Source organism: Myxococcus sp. XM-1-1-1 (assembly GCF_020037095.1).
Lineage (GTDB): Bacteria > Myxococcota > Myxococcia > Myxococcales > Myxococcaceae > Myxococcus > Myxococcus fulvus.
Window position 1 is genome coordinate 141563 of the sequence record NZ_JAIQDH010000007.1, and the last position, 25682, is coordinate 167244.

Consider the following 25682-nt stretch of genomic DNA (forward strand, 5'->3'; position numbering starts at 1 on the left):
GCGTGAAGCGCGGTGCACACTCCGGGCACACGCGCCGCACGTGACAGGGCTGTCTCAGCTCTCCAGCGACGCGCGCAGGAACCAGGCGTGCTTCTCGAACTCCACGATGATGCCGGTGGCCAGGTCCTCGGAGTCCGCGTCGTCCACCTCGACGAACAGCTTGCGGCTCTCACGCAGGCCGTCCAGGTATACCTCGATGCGCTCGGCCAGGAGCTTCACGTGCTCCAAATCCTTGGTGGTCTCCTGCGGGTACTCCGGCAGGCGGCTCGCCTTGCCCACGTGGCGGGTGGTGCCGTAGGCCTTGCCACCGAGCGTCACCGCGCGCTCCGCGATGGAGTCGTTGTGATTGGCCAGGCTCACCGCGAAGGTCTCGAACAGCGGGTGCAGCGCCGCGAACTGCGGGCCCTTGATGTTCCAGTGGGCCACCTTGATCTGCGAATGCAGGTCCAGGCCGTCCGCCAGTCGGGCGTTGAGGGATTCGACGACGGAGGCGCGGGTCTTCTCGGGAAGGGGGCTGGGGCTGCGGTACATGATGGCTTTCCTTTCGTGCTCGTTCGTTCTGGACGCCCGTTGGATGCGCGGCGCCGGAAAAGGAAGCGCCCCCCGGTGTCTCCACCGGAGGGCGCCTCTCATCACGTCAGTGACTCGCGGCTGGGAGCCTTACGACTCCAGACCCACCGCCGCGGCGTGGATGACCGACGCGACGCGGACCGCGTCGTGCACCTGGTCCTCCGACAGGCCGCCCTCGAGGACGACCTTCTCGTGGGACTGCATGCACATCTCGCAGCCGTTGATGGCGCTCACCGCGAGGCAGACCAGCTCGAAGTCCACCTTGTTGGTCAGCACCTGCGCCAGCCTGTTCATCCGCAAACCGGCCCGCTTGGTCGAGTAGGACTCCTTCCCGATCATGTGCCGGAAGCGGTAGTAGACGTTGTTCATCGCCATCAGCGAGGCGGCGGCGCGCGCATCCTCGATGACGGGCTCGGCGTTCGTGAGTGCCTTCCGCGCCTCGTTCAACATCGCCTCCTTCAGCCGCTCATTCCGAGCGGCGAAGGCGCACGCGACGGCCACGCCCCAGCGCTGCTCCGGGGTGAGGCTGCCGCCTTCCAGGACGGCCTGGAGGTTGAGGCGGGTGTCCTTGTGGGCGTCCGTGAGTTCCGCGCGGACGACTTCGAGTGAGGCCATGATGCTTTACCCCGCCTTCGCCAGCTTCTGGGTGAGGGTCTCCTCGCCCTTGCTCCAGTTGCAGGGGCACAGCTCGTCCGTCTGGAGCGCGTCCAGCGTGCGCACGGTCTCGGAGACGTTGCGGCCCACGGACAGGTCGTTCACCGTCACGTGGCGGATGATGCCCTCGGGGTCCGCGATGAACGTCGCGCGCAGCGCCACGCCCTCCTCCTTGTGGAGGATGCCCAGCGCGTTGCACAGCTCGTGCTTCAGGTCCGCCAGCATCGGGAAGGGCAGGTTCTTCAGGTCCGGGTGGTGCGTGCGCCACGCGTGGTGCACGAACTCGCTGTCGGTGCTCAGGCCCAGCACCTGCGCGTCACGGTCCTGGAAGTCCTTGTTCTTCTTGCCGAACTCCGCGATCTCCGTGGGGCAGATGAACGTGAAGTCCTTCGGCCAGGCAAACAGCACCAGCCACTTGCCCTTGTACGTCTCGTTCGTGATCTCCTGGAACTCCTTGCCCTTCTCCAGGCTCACGGTGGCCTTGACCTTGAAGCTCGGGATCTTGTCGCCAACGGTCAGCATGTCGTTACTGCTCCTTGGGTTTGGGGGGCCGGGGATGGCCCCTGGGAAGGTGTCTTCTTGCGCACTGCTACAGCAGTCTTCGTGCCAGCCCATCCACTGCAATGATTCCGGGGACTTGGCTTCCATCCCCTGCGAGTCACTGCCGCCGGGGCGGTGAATAACGAAATGTCGGTGGCACTCGCCACTGCAATTTCGGTGGATGAACAGCCGGGCCGGTGGAGTGCCCTCCATCACGGCTGGAGAGCCGGCGGAAAATACGAGAACTCTCGCGAGGTTGCACGCGGTACAGGCGGGCAGACGCCCGATTGATGGGCCGCCAACGGAAAAGGCCCGGGCCCCGACATGTGGGTGCCCGGGCCGGTGACACGGCCTTCGTGCCTCAGTGCGAGGGGGTGGCGACAACGCGTGCGTCGGGGGCGGGCAGCCTGGCCTCGCCGCGCAGCTTCTGCACCAGCACGTAGAGGCCGGGGATGAACACGAGGTTCACCACCGTGGAGACGAGCATGCCGCCGAACACGGCCGTCCCCAGCGAGTTGCGTGAGCCCGCGCCCGCGCCCGACGCGGTCATCATGGGCACCACGCCGAGCAGGAAGGCGGTGGACGTCATGAGGATGGGGCGCAGGCGGACCTCGGCGGCCTCCACCACGGCGTCGGTGATGCTCCGGCCCTGGGCGCGCAGCTGCTCGGCGAACTCGACGATGAGGATGGCGTTCTTGCTGGCGAGCCCCACGAGCATCACCAGCCCCAGCTGGCAGAACACGTCGTTGGCCTGGCCGCGCAAGAGCTGCAGGCCGAGCGCGCCGAGGATGGCGAGCGGCACCGAGAGGATGATGACGAGGGGCAGGCTGAAGCTCTCGTACTGGGCGGCGAGGACCAGGAAGACGAAGAGCAGGCCCAGGCCGAAGATGAGCAGGGATTGGCCGCCGCTCTCTTTCTGCTCCAGGCTGATGCCTGTCCATTCGGCGCTCATGCCCTGGGGCAGGTGCCGGGCGGCGAGCTCCTCCATGGCCTCCATGGCCTGGCCCGAGGAGACGCCGGGCGCGGCCTGGCCGCTCAGCTCCACGGCGCGGAACAGGTTGTGGTGGCGGATGAGCTGCGCGGAGATGGTGGGCTGGACCTTCACCAGGGACTCGAGCGGAATCATGTCGCCGGTGTCGCTGCGCACGTAGAAGGCGGCGATGTCCGCGGGGCTGTCGCGGAACTGCTGCTCGGCCTGCACGTAGACGCGGTACGCGCGGTTCGCGTAGTTGAAGTCGTTGATGTACTGGCTGCCCATGTAGGCCTGGAGCGTGCTGAAGATCTGGTCGATGGGCACGCCCACGGCCTTGGCCAGCTGGCGGTCCACCTCCACGTCGAGCAGCGGCGTGTCCGCGTTGAAGCCGGTGAAGACGCCGCGCAGCCGGCCGTCGTCGTTGCCCTGGGCCATGAGCTGCTGCGCGGCGGAGGCGAGCTGGTCCAGGGAGCTGACGCCCGCGGTGTCCTCGACGACGAACTGGAAGCCGCCCACGGCACCGACGCCCCGGATGGCGGGCGGCTGGAAGGGCACCACGCGCGCGCCGCCGATGCGGCTCAAGGGGGCGCGCAGCCGCTCGACGAGCGCGGCCACGCTCTGGTCCTCTCCGGTCCGCTCGTCCCAGGGCTTCAGGGGGACGAAGATGTTGGCCAGGTTGGAGCCGGTGCCCTGCGGGGACATGCCGCCGTTGGCGAAGAGGGCGCGCACCTCCGGCTGGGCGAGCAGCACCTGCTCCACCTCGGCCATGACCTTCTGCGTCTGGGAGAGGGACGTGCCCTCGGGGCCCTGCACGGTGACCAGCAGGTAGCCCTGGTCCTCGTCGGGGATGAAGCCCGTGGGCGTGACGACGACCAGCGCGGCCGTGGCGACGACGCACAGGAGGAAGGCGCCGAGCACGAGGGCCGGGTGCGCGAGGAGCCGGCGCAGTCCTCGGCCGTACAGGAGGCGCGTCTGGTCGAGCACGCGGTCCACCTGACGGAAGAAGACCCACTTGTCCCCGGTGTGGTGGGACAGCATGCGCGCGGCGAGCGCGGGGGTGAGGGTGAGGGCGCAGAAGGTGGAGAGGGCCACGGACGCGGCGATGGTGAGCGCGAACTGGCGGTAGATGGCGCCGGTGGTGCCGGGGAAGAGGGCCACCGGGAGGAACACCGCCACCAGCACGATGGAGATGGCGATGACGGCGCCGGACACCTCCTTCATGCCCTCGCGCGCGGCCTCGGCGGCGGTCAGCTTCCGCTCCAGCATCAGCCGCTCGATGTTCTCGATGACGACGATGGCGTCGTCCACGACGAGGCCCGTGGCCAGGGTGAGGCCGAAGAGGGTGAGCGTGTTGATGGAGAAGTCGAGCAGCTTCACGAAGGCGAAGGTGCCGACGAGGGAGACGGGGAGGGTGAGCGCGGTGATGAGGACGCTGCGCCAGCCGTGGAGGAACAGGAAGATGACCAGGACGACCAGGACGATGGCCTCCACCAGCGTGCGGACCACCTCGCGCAGGGTGGCGCGCACCGCGAGCGTGGTGTCGGTGCCCGTCTGGTACTCCATGCCCGGAGGGAACTGGGCGGACAGGCGTTGCAGCTCGGCGAGGACGGCGTCACGCACCTCGAGCGCGTTGGCGGTGGGGAGCTGGAAGGTGGCGATGCCCACGGCCTGCTTGCCGCTGAAGCGCAAGAGGGTGCCGTAGTTCTCCGCGCCCAGCTCCACGCGGGCCACGTCCTTCATGCGCACGGCCCTGCCGCTTTCGTCCCGCATGAGGACGATGTCGCCGAACTCCTCCGGCTCGATGAGGCGGCCGCGGGCGCGCACCGCGAGCTGGTAGGGCTGGTCCTCCTCGGACGGGGGTTGGCCCACCTGTCCCGCGGCCACCTGGAGGTTCTGCTCCTGGAGGGCGCGCGTCACGTCCAGGGGCGTGAGCTTGCGGCGGGCGAGCTCGGTGGGGTCCAGCCACACGCGCATGGAGAACTTGCGCTCGCCGAAGATGCGCACGTCGCCCACGCCGCGCACGCGCTTGATGGCGTCCTTGAGATTCACATCCGCGTAGTTGGAGAGGAACTTCGCGTCGTAGCGGTCATCCGGGCTGTAGAGCGCGACGGAGAGGAGGATCTGGCTGGAGGCCTTGTTGACCACGATGCCCGTCTGGTTCACCTGGGCGGGCAGTCGCGCGGCGGCGCGGCTGACGCGGTTCTGCACGTCCACGGCGGCGACCTCGATGTCGCGCGTGGCCTCGAAGGTGATGGTGACGTTGCTGGTGCCGTCGTTGCCGCTGGTGGAGGAGATGTAGCGCATTCCCTCCACCCCGTTGAGCTCCTGCTCCAGGGGGATGGTGACGGCGCTCTCGACGACCTCCGCGCTGGCGCCCACGTAGGTGGCGGACACGGTGACCTGGGGCGGCGCCAGGTCCGGGTACTGCGCGACGGGCAGGGTGGGGATGGCGATGAGGCCCACCAGCGTCAGCAGGATGGAGCAGACGATGGCGAAGACGGGCCGGCGGATGAAGAAGTCGATGAACATGTCAGCGTCCGTTCATCCGCGTGGCGGTGTGCAGCGAGGCCTTCACCTTCACGGGCGCGCCGTCGCGCAGGGCCTGCAGGAACGAGACGGCCACGCGCTCGCCTGTCTCCAGGCCCTGCTCCACGACGTAGCTGCGCTCGCCGAGCGCGCCGAGGGTGATGGGCCGGCGCTCCACCACGGTGGCGCCGTCCTTCTCGCGCACCACGAGGGCGAAGGGCTGGCCGCTCTGACGCACCACCGCGAGCGCGGGAATCTGGAGCGCGTCGCGCACGGAATAGACGAGGCGCGCTCGCACCAGCTCACTGGGGCGCAGGCCCTGGGTGTTCTGGAACGCGGCCTTCACCTCGACCAGCTGGGTGCGAGGGTCGGCCTGGGGCGCGACGAAGAAGAGGGGGCTGGTGAGCAGCACCTCGCCTTTCGCGTCGAGCACCTCCATCACCGTGTCGGGCTTCAGCGAGCGGGCGCGATGAGATGGCACGGACACGCTCACCTCGAGGATTTCGGCCTGGGCGACGCGGGTGAGCGGGGTGGAGGCGGTGACGAAGTCGCCTTCACGGGCGAGCACGTCGTCGACGGTGCCGGCGAAGGGCGCGCGGATGACGTGGAACTGGAGCTGCACCTGGCGCTGGGCGACCTGGGCCGAGGCCGCGCGCTCGGTGGCCTGGGCGGCCTCGACGCGGGCCTGGGTGCTCTCCAGTTCCTGCGCGCTGGCGAGCCCCTCCTGACGCAGCGCCTGGGTGCGGGTCAGCGTGCGGCGAGCCAGCTCCAGGTCGACCCGCGCGGAGCTGAGCTGCGCCTGCGCACCGTCGAGCGCGGCGGTCTCCACGCGGGAGTCGACCTCGAGGAGCGGTGCACCTGACTCCACGTGCTGGCCCGGGCGCACGTGGATGCGGCGCACGTAGCCGTCCACCCGGGGGAGCACCGTGACGCTCTGTCGCGACAACAGGCTGCCCAGGTACTCCCCTGTGTCGCGCACTTCGCGAGGGGCCACGGTGACCACGTCGATTTCCCGAGGCTCGGGCGCGGCTGGGGCCGCCGTCTTCCCCGAGCACCCCAACACCACCAACAACGCCACACTCCACAGCCGCTTCATCCGAGTCTCCAGGGGCGCACCAGCCGCTTCATCCGTCGCATCGGGCCTCCGTCATGCGGTCGTCCAGGTGAGCCCGGACGAGCCGTCCACAGCCGCTTCATCCCTGTCTCCAGGGGTGCATCGGGGGGATTCATCCGTTGCAGCGGGCCTCCGTGAGGAAGGCATCCAGGTGGGCTTGGACGCGCTGTCCGCGGACGCGTCATCCCTGTCTCCAGGGGGCGCATCGGGGAATTCATCCGTTGCATCGAGCCTCCGTGAGGAATGCGTCCAGGTGGGCCTGGACGCGCTGGAACTCACGCAGCACCAGGTTCAGCTCGGCCTCTCGCAGGGCCGCGCCGCTCTGCACCAGCTCGAGGCTGCTGCCCCGTCCCACCTCGAACGCACGGCGGGTGAGCTGGTCGGTGCGCTCGGCGAGGTCGCGTGACTCCACCGCTGTCGTCACCAGGGCCTCGGCCACCTCCACGCTCCGACGTGCGCGTGCCATCTCCACCGCGACGTCGCGGCGGGTGTCCTCCAGTTGGGCCTCGGCTTGCTTCTCCAGCCCCGTGCGCTCGCGCACGAGCCCCTCACGCAGGCCGCCCTCCCAGAGCGGAAGGGAGAGCACGGCGGAGACGCTCCACGTCGCGAAGCGACCGAAGCCCGGCTCCGTGGTGAGGCCGAGGAGCGTGCTGCTGACACCGAGGGTGGGGAGATATCCCGCGACAGCTTGTCTCCGACTGTCACGAGCCGCGGCCACCTGCGTCCGCGCCGCCACGAGGTCCGCCCGGGCGTCCAGGTTCTCCAGCGCGACGCAGTCCCTCCGGGTGTCATCCACCAGCCCGTGCAGGTCGAAGGACGGGTCGACGCCTATCGACTCTCCGAAGCCGAGCGCGAGTCCCAGCGCCTCACGCGTCCGTCGCAGTTGCTCATCCCCCGCGACGAGCGCGCCGCGCGCCACCGCCACGTCCTGCTGGACGCGCACCACGTCCAGTTGGTTGCCCGCGCCCAGCTCGAAGGCGCGCTGCGTGAGGGCGGCGCGCTCCAGGGCGCGCAGCAGGCCGACACGGTTCATCTCGGCCGCGCGTTCGGCGGCGACCGTGGCCACGAGGGCCTGCGCGAGCCCGAGGACGAGGCGACGGCGGAGGTCCTGGAGCGTGGCCACCGCGCCGGCCTCGGCTTCTCGCGCGGAGGACAGGCCTCGCCACGCGCCCGGGTCGACGAGCGACTGGGTCAGCGTGGTCGTGAGCGTGAGCGCGGGCTGGGTGGCGGTGCGGTCGTCCCCTGCCGCCCCGGGAAGAACACCTGGGGCCAGGGAGGGATTGAGGAGGTCCTGGGCCACCGCCACCTGGGTGCGTGCCTGGGGCAGCAGCGCCGAGAGCGCCTGTCGCCAGCGGCCGCTCGCGCGCTCCACGCCCGCTTCGGCGCCGCGCAAATCCGTGGACCGTTCCCGGACGAGCGCGAGCGCCTCACCCCAGCTCCTCACGAGCCGGGGTGCGGGAGGGACGGGGCTGAGCATCGCGTCCTCGACCTTGAGCGGAGGCAGCGGCTCGGCGTGTGTCGGAACGGCGACGAGGACGAGGGCGAGCGCCAGTCGACGAACGCCCCGTGAGTGGTGACTCACGATGGCGTGCCGCCCACGGCCGTCTGGGGGGCGCCGTCATCCTCGGTCGCACATGACGCCAGACCGACGGCGAGGAGAAGGACAGCGCGCCGCTTGCACGACATGGGACATGCCTCCAGGCAACAGGTCGTGGAGGCACGGTGCCCGCGCGAGCAGCACGCGGGTGGAGTGTTCTGTCAGCGGGCCCGCGCGAGCGGCGAACGGGGTCCATCCGTCGGCGAACGGGACCGGCGAGTCCCGCTCAGTCGCCGCCGAGCGTCCGCCGGAAGAACGCCACGGCCTCCGCGAGCGTCCGAGCTTGCGAGGCCCCTCGCGTCCCGGGCGTGGCGTCCCGACACAGCATCTCCGCCACCTTGAATCCGAGCTCCGTGCACCGGGGCAGGAAGGTGAAGTGCGCCGCGTCCTCCAGCACCACCGTCTTCGCCGAGGGCAACAGCTTCGCCAGATGCATGCCGTTCTGCTCGTGGGGCATCAGCTCGTCCCCCTGGGCCAGCACCAGCGCCACCGGTACGTCGATGTCCGCGACGTCCCGTGCCTCGTAGCTCCCCGCCATGCCGGGGGCCATGGAGAAGGCCGCCCTCACCCGCGCGTCCTTGTACGACGCCCGCGCCACCGCGAGGTCGATGCGGCTGTAGTCCACATCGCGCAGCTCATCGCAGCCCGGGTGCTCGCGCGTCTCCGGCGCGGTGCACCCCTGCATGATGGGTGACAGGTTGAGCCGCGCCCCCACCAGCGCGAGCGCCGTGTAGCCCCCCATGGAGTGTCCCGCCGCGCCGATGCGCCCGGCATCCACCCGGGGCCCCCAGACCGCGTCCTTCGACACCGCATCCAACAAGGCCGTGAAGTCCTGGGGCCGCTCCCAGCCGCGCACATAGCCCTCGGGGCTCGTGTCGCCATAGGTGTTGCCGGGGTGGTCCACCGACATGACGATGAACCCATGGGCCGCCAGGTGCGCGCCGAACCACGACATGTTGATGGCCGCGCCGCCATTGCCGTGGGACAGGACGACGAGCGGCCAGCGCGCGTGGGCCGTGGCCACCGGCGCGTCCTTCGCGGCGACGAAGGGCACGAAGATGGGCGACGTCGGGTGCTCCTCCATCCGCGTGCCCTCGGCCGCCGGATACCAGACCACCGTCTTCAACGTGCGCTGGCGCGCCCCATCCGTGTAGCTGAGCGATGTGAAGCCCACCGCATGGGCCGCGTCGGCACCATCCGGTGACGCGGCCGCCACGCCGGGTGTGGGGCGGGAGGTGGCACATCCACCCATCAGGAGCGCGAGCCCGAGGACTCCCGAGCGAAGGTGGGCGAAGTGGGGACGGGGGGCTCGAAGTGGACGAGGGGCCATGGCGCTCAAGGAACGCTCCAGGGGGGCCCCGATTGCAACCTCGCCTTCTCGCCCGTCCCCGATTTCACCCCAAGGCCGTCTCCGCTCGACTCAGCCGCGAGCCGGCAGCGGCAGGGTCGGAGCGGTGCGCTTCCACGCCTCGAGCTCCTGCACGCGGCCGAGCCACGTCCGGACGTTCGGAAAATCCCCGAGCGGCAGGCGCGCCGGTCCTGCGAGCGCGAACCCCGCGGCCAGCGAGAAGTCCGCGAGCGTCAGGCGCTCCTGCGAGACCCACGTCTTGCCCGCGAGGTGCTCGTCCAGGAGGCGTGCGTACTTCGCGAAGAGCGCTTCCCCCCGCGCGACCTCGGCGGGGTCCGGCGGTCCACGGCCCGTCATCGCCTTCACGAAGTTCTCCTGGACCAGGATGGTGCACGCCGGCGCCATGTGCGCCGAGCACCAGAAGAGCCAGCGGCTCACGTCCGCGCGCCCGCGCGCCTCCGTGGGGAGCAGCGTCTGTCCCGGTGTCAGCTCGACCAGGTACTGCATGATGGCGCGAGACTCCCAGAGCAGGAAGCCGTCGTCGTCGAGGACGGGGACGAGCCCGTTGGGGTTGCGACCCAGGTGCGACGCCGCGCGCTGCTCGCCCTTGGGCAGGTCCACCATGACGCGCTCGAGGGGCACGTCGAGGTGGGTGGCGACGAGCAGCACGCGGCGCGAGTTGCCGGACATCGGATGGAAGTAGAGTTTCATGAGCGGAAGCTCTACCCACCCGGAGTGACAGGGGGATGTCAGGATACTTCGCGTGGGGGCCTACGGAGCGGAAGGCTCCGGAGCGAAGCGGCCCCAGTAGGTCATCCGCCCCACGAATCCACGGGTGGGCCGTCCGCACTCCGGTTCTCCCGTGGAGTGGGCGGTGACGGTGGTGCTGCCCAGGTGGGTGGTTCCATTCCAGGGGCCCAGGTACGTCGCGGAGGCGCTGACCGGATTGTTGAAGCTGGGGGCCGGGTCGAAGGACCTGGCTTCGAAGCAGATGTTGTAGTCGCCGAGGTCTGGCTCGACGCCCGGCGCCCAGTAGACGACCTCCGGCCCCTTCCCATCCTGGTCATCGAAGACGAACAGCTCCTGTCCCTCCGGTCCTGGGTTCTGGGCGCTGTAATGGATGCCGCCGGGGGCCCTCACGATGAGGTCTCCGTTCCCCGGCCGGCTCCAGGACAGGGTGAAGGCCAGCTTGCCGATGGTCTTGCACACGCCACGAGCACAGACATCCCTCCAGCCACAGCGATTGCCGCAGCGTCCGCAGTTCTCCTTGTCCGTATACAGGTTGAAGCACTGATTGCCGCAGACGGAGTGGGGCGGCCGGCAGACGCCCTCCCAGCAGAAGAAGCTTCCCGGCCTGTTGATGCAGGAGAAGCCCGCGGCGCAGTTGTCGAGCCGTTCCGCGCACTCGTCGATGTCCGTGCAGACGCTGGGGGTGCTTTCGCACCTGAACCCCGCCTCCTTCTGGCAGTCGCGGCTGCATCCGTCCCCCGAGGTGCGGTTCGCGTCGTCGCACGTCTCGCCTTCGTTCGGCTGGCCGTCGCCACAGGTGATGCCGTCGGAGCCCATGTTCCGCACCGCGTCCACCCCGTAGAGCGCGAGCACGCCTGTCATCCGCACATAGCGATAGGGGACGGGCTTGTCCTGGTACGGCACTGTGGTGGTGTGCGTGCCCAGCTCCAGGTTCGCCAGCCGCAGCGGGCCGGTGCTGATGACGCTCTTGTCCGCGCGCAGGAACTCCACCCACGTGAGGACCTCCACCGTCGCGTTCCGATAGGAGACCTCCAGGTCTCCCGTCCCCTCGGTGCCCTCTCCCATGTCCAGCACCAGCGCCGCGCCAGGGAGGCTCAGCACCAGCGCCGCCTGTCCATCGGGCGGACCCAGCGCTTGCGCGGGTTGGAGCACGCCCGCCGTGGAGGTCGAGTCCACGGCTTGGGCATACGATGGCTGTGACGCCAGCGGTGTCGGGACCGGGCCGGCGCGCTCCTCTGGGACGAGGCGGGTGAGCGCCGCTTCGTCAGTGGCGGGCTCGAGCCCACCGCTACAGGCTCCCATCAGTGTCAGGACACACGCCGTGCCCCACCCCTTCGCGAAGAGAGTCTTTGTCTCGGTTTGCATGTCACGCTCCGATGGCCCGCTGTCAGGAGATGGCGCCCGGGCATGAGCCTTCCCCTCGGGGAAGTCGAATCCACCCCGAGCGCGAGTCTTCCATTTCGGGCGCACGGAGCCGCGGCGGTGTCGGCCTCCTGGTGACTTGCGGACGCTGACTCCGACTCGGAGGCGGCGTCCGCTCGTTCAGGGGCGGACAGGCGCCGCGCTACTGCTCGACGACGAACGTGGTGGAGTCGACGCCGGAGTTTCCGGTGGCGGGGTCGAACGCCGTCACGGTGACTTCGTAGATGCCCGGCTGCTGCACGGACAGCGCGGCCTCGTAGGTGCTGGTCTTCCCGGCGAACTTCAGGGGGACCTGGGAGAGGGGCTTGCCGTTGTGCTTCACGGAGGCCCGCAGCTCGTACCGATTGGAGTCCCAGATGCCGTTGGGCTCGGTGGAGCAGCCACACATGAGCACCAGGTTGGCGCGGAGTGGCACGGTGAGCTTCTTGTCGGCCGGCAGCTTGATGAACTCCTGCGCGGACGGCGTCACCACGTCGACGACGAAGCCGGGCAGCTCCAGGATGAGGCCATCGCCCTCGACGTGCTTGCCGGGCAGGAGCCACAGTTGCGTCGTGCTGGTGGCGAGCGCCTGCCGCTGCGCGAGGGGCCCCGAGACCTCCACCGTCACCAGGGTCGGCTCGGTGAGGTCCACCGTGGCCGTGTACTTCGCGGAGGCCTCGTCCGCGAGCGGCGCGCCGCGCACCTGGGGCTGCTTCATCAGCGTCTGGGTGTTGCCCGTCGAGCCGGCGGTGACGCCCTGGGTCAGCACCTGACCCGTCCGTGCATCGCGGAGCACCACCTGCACGCCGCCCATGGACGTCCCGACGAACTTGCCGTCCCGGGCGCGCGCCCGGACGACGAGCCGGGTCTCGACGGCCAGGCTCTCCGTGGCGAACAACAACAGGGTCCAGAGGATGAGGCTGCGCATGGCTTGCTCCGTGGCGGAGATGCTTGGGCGAAACCGCATAACATGGCGGACGCTCGAGGACCGCGTCGTCGAGGGGCTGGATGCCGAAATCGATGATGGCGCCGCCATGGACAGAGGTCACGTTGCGTCTGCTCGGGGAGCTTCGTCCCTGATGCTCGCGTGACCTCCGCGCTACTCGGCGAAGGCGTCCTCCGTCGAGCGCAGCGCGGTGAAGATGTCGCTCTGGGTCTCTCGAAGCGCCTTGGGGACGCCGCGAGCCATCGGCGCGAGGAGCCAGAGCGGTGGCCCACCGTCGAGCTCCCGCTCCAACTGCAGCCGGGCATCTCCATGCGCGAGGAAGGACGGGAGCGCGGCCCTCCCAAGCCCCACGCAGCACGCGTCCCGCATGGCCAGGAGTGAATTGCACGTCACCGCGCCCGGCGAAGCCCCGGGCACCTCGCGCCACCAGCGCATCGAGGACTTGGCGCGCAGCTCGGCGCTCGGCTGGAGCCAGTCCGCATTTCCGCCCTTCGCGCGGTAGACGCCGACCTTCAGCCGCCCGAGCCGCCGACCGCGCAGCGAGCCGCTCGGGTTCTGGCCGGGGCGCAGCGCCAGGTCGACCTGGCCGGGCAAGAGCTCCAGCTCGTCGTCGCTCACGAGGACCTCCACCGCCTGCGCGGGGCGTGCCTTCGCGAGCGCGCGGAACAGGAGCGGCGCCAGCACGTCGCTGGTCGTGACGACCACGGTCCGCTCCCGACCCCGCCGCTCGGACCCCAGGAAGCCCTCGATGTCCCGGGCCGCATCGCGCATGGGCGCGGCCCGCTCGGCGATTCGCAGCGTCAGCGTGCCAGGCACCAGGCGCGCACCCCGCGCGAAGAGCGCCGTTCCCAGGCGCGCCTCCAGCGCGGCGATGCGTCTGGAGACGGAGGAGTGGCGCAGCGACAGCTCGCGCCCCGCGGCCTCGATGCCGCCGGTGCGGACGAGCGCCTCGAGGGTCTGAATCTCATCCCAGGAGATGTGCATGGGCACACATCCTCTGTGCGCCCACGCGCAGGTGTCAAACGAGGCGTGCCCGGCTATCAATCCCACCACGTAGGAGCACGCGCTGATGGCCCGCCACCCCACCTTCCGCCGCTCGGGCACCGGGTCGCCCGACGACGCCTCCCAGGCGCACGTCGTGACGCTCTCCCGTCGAGCGTTCGTTGCCGGGAGCGCCGTCGCCCTCTCCGGCTGCCGCACCGAAAAGAGCACACCCATGCCGCACCTCGAACACCGTCCGCTCGCCTCCCTGCCACGAACCACGCTCTCGTGGCTCTCGCTCCGTGACCACTTCGTGGCGACGGTGGGACCTCACGCCGGACGGGGGAAGCCGCTGGGGCCGCTGCTCGTCCTCGCGGACGCGACGTTCGCGCCGAGGTCGCGCTTCCCGCTCCATCCACACGAGGAGATGGAGATCCTCAGCATCGTCGTGGACGGGACGCTGTCCCACCACGGAGACCAGGCGCACGGCGCCACGATGGGCGCCAGGACCGCGCAGTTGATCTCCGCGCGGGATGGGATGGTGCACGCGGAGGGGAACGACACGGACAGCCCCACGCGGATGCTCCAGCTGTGGTTCCGGCCGAACACCCATGGGGGGCCGCCGGTCTACTCGTCGCGCGACTTCTCGGGGGGAGGGCGCCAGCTCATCGCGGGCGACGAGGGAATGTCGCTGCGCGCGGACGTGAAGGTCTGGTGGCTCCCGCTCGCCGCGGGCCGGTCGGAGCGGCTCACCATCGGCCGTGCCCGTCGTGGCTACCTGCTCGCGACGACGGGGCCCGTCCGGGTGGAGGCGGTGGGAGGTGGCTCGGGCGTGGACCTGGCGCTCGGCGAGGGCGCGCAGCTGGGGGAGGGCGAGGTCCAGCTGAGCGCGGCCACCGGGAGCGCCGCCATCTTCATCGACGTGGCCTGACGCACGCTGGGCGCGGGCCGCGTTTGATATGACGGCCCGATGTTCCCCGACCTGGCAACGCGCGTCGTCCCGCTCGACGAGATCAAGGCCCGCTTCGAGGCCGCGAACGAAGCGGAGACCTTCAGCTGGTTCGTCCAGAACCTCGAGCACATCCAGGAGCGGGCCGGGCAGCACGACAATCCCGTGCCCGAGATTCATCTGGCGACCGGGCCCGTGCGACTCGAGAAGCTCGTCCCCGAGTCTCCGTGGATTCTCGTGGTGGATGGCGACCTCGAGGTGGCCGGCGACATCGACCTGTCGACGAGCCCCTACGACATCAGCTTGTTCGTGGTGTTCGGCGAGGTGCGCGCCAGGAACCTGCGCTTCAGCGGCAGCGCGTGCTGCTACGTGACGAAGTCGGTGGAGCTCACGGGCGGCTGCTTCGGAGACCACGGGGACGAGTCGGCCGAGTTGCACACGGCGCGCTTGAAGGCCCGCGTGGTGATGCTCGATGGCCACACGGGGGTGAACGCCACCGAGCTCGACGCCGTGGTGTTCGCGGGCGAGGGCTGGGGCCTGCCGCTCCACTTCACCTCGAAGGACGTGGCCGCGGAGTTCTTCGTCCCCGCGGCGCTGGATGAGGACGGCTACCACGAGGAGTCGGTGTGGGAGTTGATGGCGAGCGGGAAGGACCCGTTCCTGCCCGGCGCATGGGAGAAGCTCCGCGCCCGGCACGTCGAGGCCGAGGCCCGGCTCAAGCCCCTGTGAGGGGCGCCGTGGGGGCGAGGCTGAGCCGGACGGGCACCGCCTCCCGCCGCCGCGAGGCCATCACGGCTCACCCCCGCGAACCGCGGCCTCACAGGAGCCGAACGTCTCGCCCAGCACCGTGAGCATCGCGCGCAGCGCCGCGCTCGGGTGCCGCGCGGCCGGATAGACGGCGAAGGCCTGGTGCGGGGCTGGCGCGAACGGTTCGAGGACCTCCACCAGGGCGCGCGTGTTCGCCTGCGCGCGGGGCAGGCGCGCCAGCCCCGCCCCCGCGGCCGCCAGCGCGCACAGCACCTGGAAGCTGTTCACCGCGATGGCCGGCCGGATGCTCACGGGCCGCGTCCCGCTGAACGCCCAGGTCATCGGTGAGGTGGAGCTGCCCATGCTCAGGCACCGGTGCGCCGACAGCTCGCGAGGGTGCTTGGGTCTGCCCGCCTTCTTGAGATAGGCGGCGCTCCCGAAGACGCCCACGTGCGAGGGCGCGCCGAGCTTGCGGGCGATGAGCTGCGAGTCCCGGAGCGGACCGACGCGGATGCACAGGTCATGTCCCTCCTCGACCATGTTCACCTCCCTGTCGGTGAGCTCCAGCTCCAGCTTCACCTGCGGATACCGCTGCGCGAATGCCGCGAGCACCCCGCCCATCAACCGCTGGCCGAGCTCGACCGGCGCGCTCATGCGGAGCCGTCCGCTCGGGTGCGCTTGCAGCTCGTTCACCAACGCCTCGGCGTCACGCAGCGCGGCCATGGCCGGCGCGACCTCACGTTGGTAGCTGGCGCCGATGTCGGTGAGCATGACGGTGCGCGTGGTGCGCAGGAGCAGCTGGACGCCGAGCTGCTCCTCGAGCACCGCCACACGCTGGCTGACCGTCGACTTGGGCAGGGCCAGCGCCCGCGCGGCGCCCCGGAAGCTGCCGCGCTCGACGACCTCCAGGAACGCGATGATGCCATTCGGGTCGACTGTCCGCATATCCGGACAGTGTATCCCGTCCAGGTTCAATTGTCCGGAAGCCTTCGTCCGCGCATGTTCCGCGCATGGCACTGTTCACTCCCTACGGATTGGGTCGCATCACGCTGTCGAACCGCGTCGTCATGGCGCCCATGTCGCGAAGTCGCGCCATTGGCGGGACGCCCAACGCGTTGATGCGCGACTACTACCGGCAGCGGGCGGAGGCGGGGTTGATCATCACCGAAGGGACGAGCCCCTCGCCCAATGGCCTCGGCTTCGCCCGTGAGGCGGGCATCTACAGCCGCGAGCAGGTGGCCGGCTGGCGTGAGGTGACGGACGCCGTGCACGAAGCGGGCGGCCACATCTTCGTCCAGGTGATGCACTGCGGCCGTGTCGGCCACGTGCTCAACCTGCCGCCGGGGGCGCGACTGCTGGCGCCGGGCGTGGTGCCGGCCCAAGGAGAAATCTTCACCGACGCCCAGGGGCCCAGGCCCATCTCGACGCCCGAGGCGATGACCTCGCGGGACGTGGCCCAGGTCCGACGCGAGTTCGTCCAGGCCGCGAGGAACGCCATCGACGCCGGCTTCGACGGCATCGAGCTGCACGGGGCCAATGGCTTCCTGTTCGAGCAGTTCTTCAATCCGCACCTGAACCCGCGCACGGATGCCCATGGCGGCAGCCTGGAGAACCGCGCGCGGCTCCTGGTGGAGGTGGCGCACGACTGCGCCGAGGCGATTGGCGCGGACCGGGTGGGCGTGCGGTTGTCGCCCTACAACACCCACGTGGACATGCCGCTCTACGACGACATCCACGCGCTCTACACCTACGTCGCGGGCCGGCTGAGCGGTCTGGTCTATGCCCACGTGGTGGGCAACTCGCACCAGGCGTTGCCGACGACGGTGAAGGCGCTCCGCGCCGCCTTCGGGGGGACGCTCATCGCCAACAGGGGCTTCACGACGCAGAGCGCCCAGGCCGCCCTCGCCGCCGGGCAGGCGGAGCTGGTGGCCTTCGGTTCGCCATTCATCGCGAACCCCGACTTCGTCACGCGCGCGCGAGAGGGGCTCCCCCTGGCGGAGATTCGCAAGGAGCTGCTCCATGCGAGTGGCGCGGAGGGGTACACGGACTACCCGCGCGGCACGCCCTCCGCGAGGTGAAGCGCGAAGCGCACCCGAGGCGCGGGCAAGCTGCCAGGTCCGCACCGGAGCCGGTGCTCGCACGGGCCCGGGTTCCCACGAATCCGACGGTGGAGGAATATGTCCGGCGCGCGCCAGTCGTTCATCGAGGGCCGCGGGTTGGCCATGGAGGCTTCGATGCGATGGTCCGGAGTGATGCTGGGGCTGTTGGGGTTCGTGGGATGTGCCGGCCCCATGCGAGGCCTCGCGACCCAGTACAACCCGGAGACGGGCCAATACGAGGTTCCGGCGGAGGAGCTCGTCTACCAGGTGCCCGTCGAGGACGCGATGATGACGGCCCGGCACATCCTGGAGACGGGCCGCTTCGACGTGCTGGAGAAGGAGGGCGGCCTGGAGATGTTCTCTTCCTTCATCCCGGACATCTCCCCGCCGGAGCGCTTCTACATCCAGGGTGAGCGGCACGGCCCCCGACAGTCCGTCGTCCGCATCTTCCGCCTTCGCTACGTGCATGACCCGGCGTTCGCCTCCGAGGTCCGCGGCACCCCGAGCAGGCAGGTGGATATCATCGCCGACTTCAAGGGCCTTCCTGGCCTGGAGGGCTACCGGCCGGCGCAGGGCCTTCGCGACATGGGCGTGGAGCAGCGGCTCCTCGCGGCGCTGGAGATGGCTCCCGCGCTGGAGCTGGTGGGTGGCAATCCTCCCCTGCCCATGCGCTCGGTGGTGATGGAGGGAGGCAATGAGGAGGAGCGCGCCCCCGTCGCTCCGCCCTCCTGTGGTGCTCCCGTGGAGGGCGCTTCGTCGCTGTTCTCCGCGGGCGGCGTCCTGCTGGTGGCGGACCCGCTGGGCACACAGGAGGTGCCGTCCGTGGCGCTGCGGATGTTGTGTGAGGCCACGTCCCGGGAGTTGCCGGTGACGCTGGCGCTGTCCATCCCCGACGTGGAGCAGCCGCTGCTCGAGCGCTATCTGGGCAGCTCCGGCGACTCCTCCGCGTTGCAGGATCTCCTCTCGGGGAGCGCCTTCTGGCGCCGGGTGTACCAGGACGGGCGCAGCAGCCGCGCCATGCTCTGGCTCGTCGAGCAGGCGCGCCGCCTGCGCGTCTCCGGCAAGGACGTGGCCGTGGTCGCCATCGACTCCGACAAGGCGCACGGCAACGAGCGCGAGGAGCGGATGGCCCAGGGACTGTTGAAGGCGCGGGCCAGGCGCCCCCAGGCCTGGACGCTGGTGCTCACGGGGAGCGTCCACGCTCGCACCACGCAGGTGAGCTGGGATGGGGACCTGGAGCCCATGGGCTCGCGGGTGGCGAAGGTGCTGCCCTCGGTGCGAGCGCTGGACGTGGGCTTCCGGCGCGGCACCCAGTACGTGTGTCGCTACAGCGTCTGGGAGGAGGACGTGGAGTGCAACGTCTTCGGCATCAGCCCGTCGCTGGAGGCGCGGCAGGCCACCGCGCAGGACGCGGGGCTGAAGCTCTACCCCGCCCGACAGCCGGATGGTTTCTCCGGCCGGCTCTACGTGGGCGCGTTGACCGCGTCACTGCCTCCGCTCCAGGCACCGCCGCGGCCCGAGCCCGTCAAGACGCCGGCGCCCGCCACGAAGTGACGTGACGGTAGACTGGCCAGATGGACTCACCCGAGCTGTTCCAACAGGACCTCCGGCGGACCGTCGTGCTGGGGGCCTACCTGCGGCACTGGGGCATGCCGCGCGACCGGCAGCGCTTCTCCCGGCAGACCGACGTCGTCGAGGTCTACTTCTTCCCGGCCTCCGCGCAGTCCCCCGTCGCGCGCTTCGCCACCGCCCGTGGACGAGGCCGTGGGGGAGGACGAGGAGTTCGGCGGACTCCACCTCGGTCCTCAGCACATCGAGCTGTGCTGGCTCGTGCCGCTGCATGAGGCGGAGTACGCGTTCATCCAGAAGGAAGGATTCGACGCCTTCAGCGAGCTCCTGGAGGCCAGCGACGTGAGCCCCGCGGACGTCCATCGCCCTTCGCTCGTCTGAGCTCAAGCGGGCTGTCCGGGCACGCGCCAGCCGTCCGCGCGCCAGGGAGCGCGCACGCGGGCCCCACGCACCACGGGCCCAGGGCAGCACTTCCTCCGGGATGGCGCAGTGGGGGTGGCCGGCGGGCGCCGCTTGTTGACCCTGTTCCTGTCGCTGGCGGTAGTGGACCTCTTCTACCTGGAGCCATTGCTCGACCTTGATGCCCGCCAGGGGAGGAGCCCATCCCGTCGGCGCGGTCTTGGCGGGTCGGGGGCGTCCTGGCGGGACCCGGCGGGGGACAGCGCGCCGAGCGCCCGAACGGAGCCGACGCAGCGACCCTGCGTGGGGGCGGTGAATGTGCGACGCGTGCTCCCGCCGCACGTTTCCCTCGAGCCCATCCGGAGTCGGGCGTCGCCGCCAGACCCGTCTCCGTGGACGCCCTGGCGACCCGCCAGCCTCGCGACGAAGCGGCACCGTGAGCGCTCATGCGCATCCCCGTCCCCACCCGCCGCCTGCCCTGTCCCCTGGAAGAGGCCACGGGGCTCGCATCCGACGAAGTGCTGGCGCGACGCGGGCAGTATGGCCGCAATGACGTGGTGGTGAGGCCCCGCCGCTCCACCCTGGCGAGCCTTCGCGAGGCGGCGGGCGACCCGATGCTCTGGTTCCTCGTGGGGATGAGCACGCTCTACCTCGTGCTGGGCAAGGTGTCGGAGGGGCTGGTGCTGCTGGGAGCCATTGCTCCACTGCTCGGCATGGATGCCTTCCTTCACCATCGCACGCGCGTCTCCACCGAGGGCCTGCAGAGCCGGTTGGCGGCGCGGGCCGTCGTGCTCCGGGATGGGCGCGAGGCGGAGGTCCCCGCCGCGGAGGTGGTGGTGGGGGACCTGGCCCGCGTGGACGCCGGTGCCTACTTCCCCGCCGATGGCCTGGTCGTGCGGGGCGAGGCACTCCAGGCCGAGGAGTCCTCGCTGACGGGCGAGTCCCTGCCGGTGGGCAAGCGGCCCCTGGGGCAACTGCCGCCCGGAGAGGCGCCACCCGTGGAGGGGCGATACTGGGGCCTCGCCGGGACGCGCCTGCTGACGGGGACGGCCTGGGTGCGCGTCGTCTACACGGGCGCCGACACGCTCTATGGGAGCATCGTGCGCTCCGCCGAGCGGGGCGCGCGAGCCCGTACACCGCTCCAGCAGGCCGTGGCGCAACTGGTCTCCGTCCTGGTGATGGTGGCCGCCGGGCTGTGTGGCGTCCTCGCCTTCGTCCGCTGGCGCCAGGGCTTCGGATGGGCGGATGCGCTTTTGAGCGCCGCCACGCTCGGCGTGGCCGCGCTCCCCGAGGAGTTCCCCCTGGCGCTCACCTTCTTCCTGGGCGCGGGCGTCTACCGGCTCGCGCGCAGGCAGGCCCTGGTGCGGCGCGCCGTCTCCGTGGAGAACATCGGCCGGGTCACGTGCATCTGCTCCGACAAGACGGGCACGCTGACGGAGGGTCGGCTGGGCGTGGCCAGGGTGCTCCCCTCGTCGGACGTCACCCGGGAGGAGCTGCTGCGCGTCGCGGCGCTGGCGTCGCGCGAGGAAGGGCAGGACCCGCTCGACACCGCGCTGCTCGAAGAGGCCGCGCGGGCCTCGGTCCCCGTGCGCGGAGGGCGGGTCCGGGCCACGTTCCCCTTCACGGAGGAGCGCCAGCGGGAGACCGCGGTGGTGGAGGAGGGCGCTGGGCTGCTCGCCGCCGTGAAGGGCGCCCCCGAACAGGTGATGGCCCGCGCTGCGCTCGCGCCCGACGCCCGGGCGGCGTGGGCCCAGCGCGTCTCGGCGCTCGCGCGCGAGGGGCGCAAGGTCATCGCGTGCGCGAGTCAGCCGCTGGACCCCGCCTCGTGGCGTGGGGGCGAGCCCGACCAGGGCTTCCACTTCCTGGGGGTCATCGCCTGCGAGGACCCGATTCGCGTCGGGGTCAGGGAGGCGGTGCGCGAGTGCAGGGAGGCGGGGCTGCGCACCGTGATGGTGACAGGGGACCATCCGGAGACGGCGTTGACGGTGGCGCGGGAGCTGGGGCTCGGCGGCGCACGGCCCGTGGTCATGACGGGCGAGGTGCTGGAGGCGCGCCTTCAGGACGCGGGCGCGCCCCCGGCGGTGGACGTGGTGGCCCGGGCGCTGCCGGCCCAGAAGCACGCGCTGGTGCGGGCGCTGCAAGAGCACGGCGAGGTGGTGGCGGCGACGGGGGACGGGGTGAACGACATCCCCGCGCTCCAGTCCGCCGACGTGGGCATCTGCATGGGGGAGCGCGGGACGCGCGGCGCGCGCGAGGCCTCGTCCATCGTGTTGCTCGACGACGACTTCGGCACGCTGGTGCGCGCCATCGCGGAGGGCCGACAGCTCTTTGACAACCTCCAGCGCTGCTTCCAGTACCTGCTGCTCGTCCACATCCCGCTCGTGTTCACGGCCGCGCTGCTCCCGCTGGCGGGCTATCCGCTGCTGTACCTGCCCATCCACATCGTGTGGTTGGAGCTCATCATCCACCCCACGGCGATGCTGGCCTTCCAGGAGGCGGCGCGGCCGGGCCGGCTGGGGCCCTCCCGGGGACGGAGCGCCACGCGCGTCTTCTCCTCGCGGGACTGGGTCACCCTCGTGGTGGCGGGCGGGTTGCTGACCGCGGGACTGGTCTGGGGCTACGACCGGAGCCTCGGCCCCACGCGCGACGTGGAGCACGGTCGCGCGGTGGCGCTGGCCTCGCTCACGCTCGCGAGCGCCTGCTTCGCGGCCGTGCTCACGGGGCTGCGCACCCGCACGGCCCGGTGGATCTGCGCTTTGTCCCTGGGCGTGTCCGTCCTGCTCATCCAGGTGCGGCCCTTCGCGGCGGTGCTGGGGCTGCACCCCTTGCATGTCGATGACTGGGCGCGCGTCGCGCTGGGGGTGCTGGTGGCGCTGGTGCCGCTGCTCATCGGACGTGGGCTGGGTCCTGTCTCCGGAAGAAGGGCCCCTTGGCCTGCTCCGCTGCGACGACATACAGCAGGGTGATGGTGGTCACCGCCACGAGCAGCAGGAGGGGAGGGCGCACGAAGCCGAGGACGCTCGCGTGGGGGATGAAGGGCACCAGGAAGGTGAGCGCGATGACGGCCCCCGTGGAGACCAGCAGCAGCCTCCCAGGGCGGCTGCGGTAGAAGGGACGGCGCGTGCGCACCACCAGCGCGACCGCCAGCTCCGTCAGCAGCGACTCGATGAACCAGCCGGTGCGGAACAGCTCGGGGCCGGCGTGGAACAGCTGCCGCAGCACCCCGAAGGTGAGGACGTCGAAGAGCGAGCTCAGCAGCCCGAAGGTCACCATGAACCGCCCGATGAGGCGCTTGTCCCAGCGCCGCGGCCGGTCCACCAGCTCGGGGTCCACGCTGTCGCCCGCCAGCCCCACCGCGGGGATGTCGGAGAGGAAGTTGTTCAGGAGGATCTGCCCCGGCAGCAGCGGCAGGAAGGGAAGGAACAGCGAGGCGGCCGCCATGCTGATCATGTTCCCCAGGTTCGCGCTCGTCGTGGTGAGCACGTACTTCATCGTGTTGGCGAACGTCCTGCGCCCCTCCTCGATGCCGTGTCGGACGACGTCCAGGTGTCGCCGGAGGAGGACGAAGTCCGCGGCCTCCCGGGCCACGTCCGCGGCCTGGTCCACGGAGAGGCTGGCATCGGCCGCGTGCATCGCCGGGGCGTCGTTCACCCCGTCTCCCAGGAAGCCCACCACATGGCCCTGCTTCTTCAGCGCCAGGATGATGCGCTCCTTCTGGGTCGGGTCCACCTCGACGAAGAGCTCCACGTGCTCGACCTGGTGCCACAGCGCCTCGTCCGTCAGGTGGTGGAGCCGGGCGCCCGTGAGCACCCGCTCGGCGCCGAGCCCCACCTGCCTCGCGACGTGCTCCGCGACCCTGCGGCTGTCTCCGGTGATGAGCTTGACGCGCACCCCCAACCCGGAGAGCTCCAGGAGGGCCTCCCGGGCGCCCGCCTTGGGCTGGTCGACGAAGGTCAAGAATCCCAGGAAGGTCAGCTCGTGCTCGTCTTCCCGCGTGTAGCGCTCCCGGGCCTGGATGGCGCGCGTCGCCAGGGCCAGCACGCGCACTCCCTGTTCTCCCCAGGCGTCGACCTGGTCCTGGAGCCTCGCCCGGAGCGGCGCGTCGAGCGGGGCTCCTCCGGCCGTCCGGGTGCAGGCCTCCACGACCTGGGGGAAGGCCCCCTTGGTGACGAGCAGGACCTCGCCACCCTGGCGGACGATGACGGACAGGCGCTTGCGGACGAAGTCGTAGGGAATCTCCCCCAGCTTCCGGGCGCCCTCGGCCGGGAGCGGTCGCGCCCGGAGGATGGCCTCGTCGAGCGGATTGGCCAGGCCCGCCTGGAGTCCGGCGTTGAGGGTCGCCAGGGTGAGGACGTGCTCGGATGGCTGGCCCGAGGTGTCGTGGGCCCCCAGGAGGCTGACGACCCCTTCGGTCAGGGTCCCCGTCTTGTCGGTGCACAGCACGTCCATGCTGCCCAGGTTCTCGATGGCGCCGAGCCTGCGGACCAGCACGCCTCGGTTGGCCATGGCCTGAGAGCCTGCGGAGAGGTTCACGCTGAGGATGGCCGGCAGCAGCTCCGGGCTCAGCCCCACCGCGAGGGCGAGGGCGAACAGGAGCGTCTCCAGGGGCGGCCGGTTCAGCAGCGTGTTGATGGCGACGACGGTGAGCACCATCACCATCATGGTGGTGAGCAGGACATGACCGAACTGCCTCAGGCCCCGGTCGAACTCCGTCTCGGGGGCCCGGAGCGCCAGGTGTCGGGTGATGCCTCCGAAAGACGTGTCCCGGCCGGTCGCGACGACGAGGCATCGGCCGGTGCCATTGCGCACATGCGTCCCCCGGAAGACGCAGTTGTCACGTCCGATGAGCGCCGCCTCGGGGGGCGCGCTCCCGGGGCGTTTCTCCACCGGGAAGCTCTCTCCGGTCAGCACCGCCTGGCTGACGAACAGGTCCGTCGCCTCGAGGAGGCGGGCGTCCGCGGGCACCACGCTGCCCGCCGACAGCAGCACGACATCCCCCGGGACGATGTCCGGCAGCGGCGCGGTGGTGGGTCGCCCGTCGCGCAGGACCTTCACCCCGGTCGTGACCTGCTCCCTCAGCCGCGCGATGGTGGCCTGGGCCTTGTACTCGCGTGAGTAGCCGAGCAGCACGCTGCCCGACAGGATGGCCAGGACGATGAGGGCATCGCTCCACGCGCCGGTGAACGCGGAGATGGCCGCCGCGATGACCAGGAGCAGGACCAGGGGGCTCTTGAGCTGGCCCCAGACGACGCCCAGGCGGGAGGGCGCATGCGTCTGCTCCACCGCGTTCGCGCGGTGAAGCTCCCGCCGACGCGCGGCCTCCTCACGGGAGAGCCCCTCGGGGGTCGTCCGCAGGGCCTCGAGCAGGGCCGGGAGGGACTGACTCCAATATCGCTCGACGGGGCTCGGACGGGAGGCCTCCCGTTGCCCGCGCAGCTCGCGCCTGGACAGCAGCAGCCCGGGGACCAGGGGGAGGTAGAAGCTGAACCCACGGAACAGCAGCGTCGCCGAGAGCGACGCCTCCATCGAGACGCCCATCAGGTGCAGCAGGCCGATGGACGCGGCCTCGAACGTCCCGAGGCCGCCGGGGACGACCCCGAGCGTGCGGGCCAGCGTGGACAGCATGAACGCCGTGAAGACCCCCGCCGCGGGAGCGTCCACCCCCACCGAGCGGAGCAGGGCCCACAGGGTCGCGGCGTCGAGCAGGTGGATGAGGAAGTTGTAGCCGGTGGCCTCGCCCAGCACCCGGGGGCTGTGCGTCAGTGACGGTGGTGCTTCGCTGAGCGCCTCGAGGAGGGTCCTGGCGCCGGGAATCCTCGCGATGCGCCGCGAGGACGGGACACCACCGCGCCCCCTTCGGGACAGTCGCAGGAGCAGGCCGATGAGCGCGCCGGTGAGGACGATGAGCACCCCCGTGGCGAGCCACACCAGCGCGCGCGCCTCGCCGACCCAGCCCTCCGTCCCGAGCGCGAGCAACAGTCCCAGGATGAGCGCGGCCTGGTTGGTCATCGTCTCGACCACCACACACGCCATCACGGCCCCTCGGCCGACCCCCCGCCGGGTCATCCCCTGGACGATGAGCACCGAGCCGCTGATGCCCGCGGAGGGGAGGGCCTGGTCGATGAAGAGCTTGGCGACGCTCATCGAATAGAGCGCGCCTCGCGGGACGCGGAAGGGCGTCCTCGCCAGCACGGCGCTCCACACCGCGGACTGGGACAGGTACGTCGCCGCCTGCAGCAGCGCGGCGAGCAGCTGCCAGGAGGGCTCCGCCCGACGCAGCATCAAGGCGAAGTCCCGCTCCTCCGTCCATCGCGTGGCGACCAGGACGACGGACGCCAGCAGCGCGAGTCCGAAGCCCCACCTGCGCCACTCCATCCGGGGCCGCGGCCCCGCCCCGCGCTCAGCCCGGGGGGGAGGCTCGCGGCGGTGTCTGTCCATGCTGCGATGAAGCATGCGCGGACACTCCCAGCCGCCCCACCGGGCGCCTCCGCGGAGGCGCCTCGGGCGCGGGCCGCGTCC

General features: G+C 70.8%; 19 protein-coding genes. 6 read left to right on the forward strand and 13 right to left on the reverse strand.

What is annotated here, in order from left to right; all coding sequences use genetic code 11:
- Positions 1–54 precede the first annotated feature (54 nt).
- The 11 genes from dps to K8640_RS16320 form a co-directional block, all read right to left on the reverse strand.
- The gene (gene dps / locus K8640_RS16270) at positions 55–531 is read right to left on the reverse strand and encodes a DNA starvation/stationary phase protection protein Dps (protein WP_046711706.1); all 477 of its coding nucleotides are present in this window, start codon (positions 529–531) and stop codon (positions 55–57) included.
- 129 nt (positions 532–660) lie between these two features.
- Positions 661–1185 carry a carboxymuconolactone decarboxylase family protein gene (locus tag K8640_RS16275; RefSeq protein WP_223747840.1) on the reverse strand — a complete coding sequence of 175 codons (525 nt, stop codon included), beginning with the start codon at positions 1183–1185 and terminating at the stop codon, positions 661–663.
- A 6-nt stretch (positions 1186–1191) separates the two neighbouring features.
- The gene (locus tag K8640_RS16280) at positions 1192–1746 is read right to left on the reverse strand and encodes a peroxiredoxin (protein WP_141324803.1); all 555 of its coding nucleotides are present in this window, start codon (positions 1744–1746) and stop codon (positions 1192–1194) included.
- 379 nt (positions 1747–2125) lie between these two features.
- Positions 2126–5266, reverse strand: a complete 3141-nt coding sequence (locus tag K8640_RS16285) for an efflux RND transporter permease subunit (protein WP_223747841.1) — start codon at positions 5264–5266, stop codon at positions 2126–2128.
- Between the two features lies 1 nt (position 5267).
- Complete coding sequence (locus K8640_RS16290; protein WP_223747842.1) at positions 5268–6359, reverse strand: efflux RND transporter periplasmic adaptor subunit; 1092 nt, start codon at positions 6357–6359, stop codon at positions 5268–5270.
- A 232-nt stretch (positions 6360–6591) separates the two neighbouring features.
- Positions 6592–7959 (reverse strand): TolC family protein, encoded by a 1368-nt coding sequence (locus tag K8640_RS16295; protein ID WP_223747843.1) that lies wholly within the window; start codon positions 7957–7959, stop codon positions 6592–6594.
- A 241-nt stretch (positions 7960–8200) separates the two neighbouring features.
- A complete protein-coding gene (locus K8640_RS16300; RefSeq protein WP_223747844.1) occupies positions 8201–9304 on the reverse strand; it encodes an alpha/beta fold hydrolase in 1104 nt (367 codons plus the stop codon).
- Between the two features lie 90 nt (positions 9305–9394).
- Entirely contained in the window at positions 9395–10033 is a 639-nt protein-coding gene (locus tag K8640_RS16305) for a glutathione S-transferase family protein (RefSeq protein WP_223747845.1), read from the reverse strand.
- Positions 10034–10093: 60 nt separating this feature from the next.
- The gene (locus tag K8640_RS16310; protein ID WP_223747846.1) at positions 10094–11248 is read right to left on the reverse strand and encodes an EGF domain-containing protein; all 1155 of its coding nucleotides are present in this window, start codon (positions 11246–11248) and stop codon (positions 10094–10096) included.
- Positions 11249–11636: 388 nt separating this feature from the next.
- Positions 11637–12401: a hypothetical protein gene (locus K8640_RS16315; protein ID WP_223747847.1), complete on the reverse strand. Its 765-nt coding sequence runs from the start codon at positions 12399–12401 to the stop codon at positions 11637–11639.
- Between the two features lie 171 nt (positions 12402–12572).
- Complete coding sequence (locus tag K8640_RS16320; RefSeq protein WP_223747848.1) at positions 12573–13403, reverse strand: LysR family transcriptional regulator; 831 nt, start codon at positions 13401–13403, stop codon at positions 12573–12575.
- Positions 13404–13488: 85 nt separating this feature from the next.
- On the opposite strand from K8640_RS16320, the gene K8640_RS16325 reads away from it, so the two are divergent.
- Positions 13489–14331 carry a pirin family protein gene (locus K8640_RS16325; RefSeq protein WP_223747849.1) on the forward strand — a complete coding sequence of 281 codons (843 nt, stop codon included), beginning with the start codon at positions 13489–13491 and terminating at the stop codon, positions 14329–14331.
- Positions 14332–14370: 39 nt separating this feature from the next.
- Positions 14371–15078 (forward strand): hypothetical protein, encoded by a 708-nt coding sequence (locus tag K8640_RS16330; RefSeq protein WP_223747850.1) that lies wholly within the window; start codon positions 14371–14373, stop codon positions 15076–15078.
- A gap of 60 nt (positions 15079–15138) precedes the next feature.
- Here K8640_RS16330 and K8640_RS16335 read toward each other — a convergent pair whose 3' ends face one another.
- On the reverse strand, positions 15139–16041 hold the full coding sequence (locus tag K8640_RS16335; protein ID WP_223747851.1) for a LysR family transcriptional regulator: 903 nt from the start codon (positions 16039–16041) through the stop codon (positions 15139–15141).
- Positions 16042–16106: 65 nt separating this feature from the next.
- Here K8640_RS16335 and K8640_RS16340 point away from each other — a divergent pair, with 65 nt between their 5' ends.
- The 4 genes from K8640_RS16340 (at position 16107) to K8640_RS16355 (ending at position 22129) form a co-directional block, all read left to right on the forward strand.
- On the forward strand, positions 16107–17174 hold the full coding sequence (locus K8640_RS16340; RefSeq protein WP_223747852.1) for an alkene reductase: 1068 nt from the start codon (positions 16107–16109) through the stop codon (positions 17172–17174).
- A 156-nt stretch (positions 17175–17330) separates the two neighbouring features.
- A complete protein-coding gene (locus K8640_RS16345) occupies positions 17331–18749 on the forward strand; it encodes a hypothetical protein (protein WP_223747853.1) in 1419 nt (472 codons plus the stop codon).
- Between the two features lie 210 nt (positions 18750–18959).
- Positions 18960–19145: a suppressor of fused domain protein gene (locus K8640_RS43125; protein WP_223747854.1), complete on the forward strand. Its 186-nt coding sequence runs from the start codon at positions 18960–18962 to the stop codon at positions 19143–19145.
- Positions 19146–19609: 464 nt separating this feature from the next.
- Positions 19610–22129 (forward strand): cation-transporting P-type ATPase, encoded by a 2520-nt coding sequence (locus K8640_RS16355; RefSeq protein WP_223747855.1) that lies wholly within the window; start codon positions 19610–19612, stop codon positions 22127–22129.
- Here K8640_RS16355 and mgtA read toward each other — a convergent pair.
- Positions 22050–25538: a magnesium-translocating P-type ATPase gene (gene mgtA / locus K8640_RS16360; RefSeq protein WP_223747856.1), complete on the reverse strand. Its 3489-nt coding sequence runs from the start codon at positions 25536–25538 to the stop codon at positions 22050–22052. The genes K8640_RS16355 and mgtA overlap by 80 nt on opposite strands.
- Between the last annotated feature and the right edge of the window lie 144 nt (positions 25539–25682).